The organism is Acidovorax sp. 22279, from assembly GCF_052045435.1.
Classification (GTDB): domain Bacteria; phylum Pseudomonadota; class Gammaproteobacteria; order Burkholderiales; family Burkholderiaceae_C; genus Acidovorax; species Acidovorax delafieldii.
Genome location: NZ_JBQEOV010000035.1, coordinates 1 through 2,952, shown reverse-complemented (window position 1 = coordinate 2,952; position 2,952 = coordinate 1). Strand labels below are relative to the sequence as shown.

Annotated in this window: 2 protein-coding genes; both read left to right on the top strand. The window is 66.9% G+C overall.

The window, feature by feature from the left end:
• Positions 1-1,019, top strand: a 1,019-nt coding sequence (locus ACTJKQ_RS24510; protein ID WP_440598366.1) for a methyl-accepting chemotaxis protein, incomplete at its 5' end; no start/stop codon positions are given.
• A gap of 323 nt (positions 1,020-1,342) precedes the next feature.
• Positions 1,343-2,952, top strand: a 1,610-nt coding sequence (locus ACTJKQ_RS24505; RefSeq protein ID WP_440598365.1) for a methyl-accepting chemotaxis protein, incomplete at its 3' end; no start/stop codon positions are given.

Genomic DNA, 2,952 nt, shown 5'->3' with positions numbered 1-2,952 from the left:
CACGGCTGCGTGGTGTGGTGAGCGAAGTGCGCCAGGGGGTGGATTCGGTCTCGTCGGCGTCGGTGGAGATTGCCAACGGCAACCACGACCTGTCGGCGCGCACCGAGCAGACGGCCTCCAACCTGGAAGAGACGGCAGCCAGCATGGAACAGCTCACGGCCACCGTGAGCCAGTCGGCCGACACGGCTCGCCAGGCCAACCAGCTCGCCGGCACGGCGGCCCAGGCTGCAGCGCGGGGCGGCGAAGTGGTGGGCCAGGTGGTCACCAGCATGCAGCAGATCACCGACAGCAGCCGCAAGATCAGCGACATCATCGGCACCATCGACGGCATCGCCTTCCAGACCAACATCCTGGCGCTGAACGCAGCGGTGGAAGCCGCCCGGGCCGGCGAGCAAGGCCGTGGGTTTGCGGTGGTGGCCAGCGAAGTGCGCAGCCTGGCGCAGCGCAGCGCCGAGGCGGCCAAAGAGATCAAGACCCTGATCAGCGCCAGCGTGGAGAACGTGGAATCGGGCTCGGCCCAGGTGGCGCAGGCAGGGCAAAGCATGCAAGAGATCGTTGCCAGCGTACAGCGCGTGAGCGACCTTATCGGCGAGATCACGGCCTCCTCGACAGAACAGCGCGACGGCATCGCGCAGGTCAACCAGGCCGTCACACACCTCGATCAGATGACGCAACAGAACGCGGCGCTGGTGGAAGAGTCCACGGCGGCAGCCGCCTCGATGCGTGACCAGGCACAGCACCTGGCGCAGGTGGTGTCGGTGTTCAACGTGGGAGCGGTGGCCACCCGGGCGCCGGCAGCGGCACCCCGCGCTGCAGCACCGGCGCCTGCGCCACGGCCCGCGCCGGCCGCCAAGGCCCCTCTGGGCAACAAGCCTGCCACCGCCAGTAAGGCGGCCGCCAGCGCGCCCAAGGCCCCGTCGCGGCTGGCGCCGCCAGTTGCACCCGCAGTCACACAGTCGGCAGCCCCTGCACCCAAGGCTGCGGCCAAGGGCGGGGACGACGACTGGGAAAGCTTCTGATTCCTGGCCCTTGCGTGCCCTGAAGGCTCAGGGGCGTGGGCCTGTCAGGGCCCGCAATACTGGGACCAGAGGCTTGGGTGTGGCGGGCTGGGACTTGTGTACCGGTCAGGCCCCGTCAGGCCATGGGTTCTAGCGCCTGTTCGATCTGTCTTCGTTCGCGCATTCCTGGCGGATTTTGGATGCGGGTTTTTCCCGGTGGGGCATGAGTCCGCCGGTGCCTTGGGCTGGCGTAGGCTATGGCCTGTTGTTGATGTAATCGAATGTGTCTTGCACGCCATGCGCAGACCATGGAGACATCACCGATCCACGAGGAAAAACCAACCATGCAATTTGACAATATCCGCGTCTCCCGCAAGCTGTGGGGCGCCTTTCTGGGGCTCATGATTGCCATGTTGCTGCTGTCTGCGTTTGCGCAGAACCGGGGCAACTCTTCGATGTCAGCAGCCATGGACGCCGTGGTCGAGATCGAGGCCCGCATCTCGGCTGCTGTGCGCTGGCGGGGCGCCACCGAAACGGCCGTCACCATGGTCATGGGCGGCGCGGTGACCACCGATTCGGTGCTGGCCGAGCAATACGGCGCCAAGGTCAAGGAGATCATTGGCAACATCAACAAGGTGCAGGAAGGCATCGTGGCCTCAGCCACCGCGCCCGAGGAGAAAGCCTCGCTCGACAAGGTGCTGGAGGCGCGCAAGGCCGTGCTGGCGGCCACCGCCAAGACCTGGGAGCTCAAGGGCGCAGGCGATGCCGTCGCCACCCAACGCTATGCGGACGACGAGTTTGCCCCCCTGGTCACCAAGTACCTCAAGGCGCAGGATGAGTTTGTGGCCACGCTCGAAAAGCGCCGCGACGTGATCCGTGCCGAAGCCACCCAGCGCCGCATCGAATACGCCATCACCGGCATCATCAGCTCCATGGTGCTGATGGCGGCGGGCCTGTTCCTGGCTTGGAAGCTGGTGCGCTCCATCACCCTGCCGCTGAACGAAGCGGTCGAGACCATCGATGCCATTGCAGCAGGCGATCTGACGCGCGAGCTGCAATCCACCCGCAAGGACGAGTTTGGCCACATGCTGCGTTCGCTGTCGGCCATGTCGTCACGGCTGCGTGGTGTGGTGAGCGAAGTGCGCCAGGGGGTGGATTCGGTCTCGTCGGCGTCGGTGGAGATTGCCAACGGCAACCACGACCTGTCGGCGCGCACCGAGCAGACGGCCTCCAACCTGGAAGAGACGGCAGCCAGCATGGAACAGCTCACGGCCACCGTGAGCCAGTCGGCCGACACGGCTCGCCAGGCCAACCAGCTCGCCGGCACGGCGGCCCAGGCTGCAGCGCGGGGCGGCGAAGTGGTGGGCCAGGTGGTCACCAGCATGCAGCAGATCACCGACAGCAGCCGCAAGATCAGCGACATCATCGGCACCATCGACGGCATCGCCTTCCAGACCAACATCCTGGCGCTGAACGCAGCGGTGGAAGCCGCCCGGGCCGGCGAGCAAGGCCGTGGGTTTGCGGTGGTGGCCAGCGAAGTGCGCAGCCTGGCGCAGCGCAGCGCCGAGGCGGCCAAAGAGATCAAGACCCTGATCAGCGCCAGCGTGGAGAACGTGGAATCGGGCTCGGCCCAGGTGGCGCAGGCAGGGCAAAGCATGCAAGAGATCGTTGCCAGCGTACAGCGCGTGAGCGACCTTATCGGCGAGATCACGGCCTCCTCGACAGAACAGCGCGACGGCATCGCGCAGGTCAACCAGGCCGTCACACACCTCGATCAGATGACGCAACAGAACGCGGCGCTGGTGGAAGAGTCCACGGCGGCAGCCGCCTCGATGCGTGACCAGGCACAGCACCTGGCGCAGGTGGTGTCGGTGTTCAACGTGGGAGCGGTGGCCACCCGGGCGCCGGCAGCGGCACCCCGCGCTGCAGCACCGGCGCCTGCGCCACGGCCCGC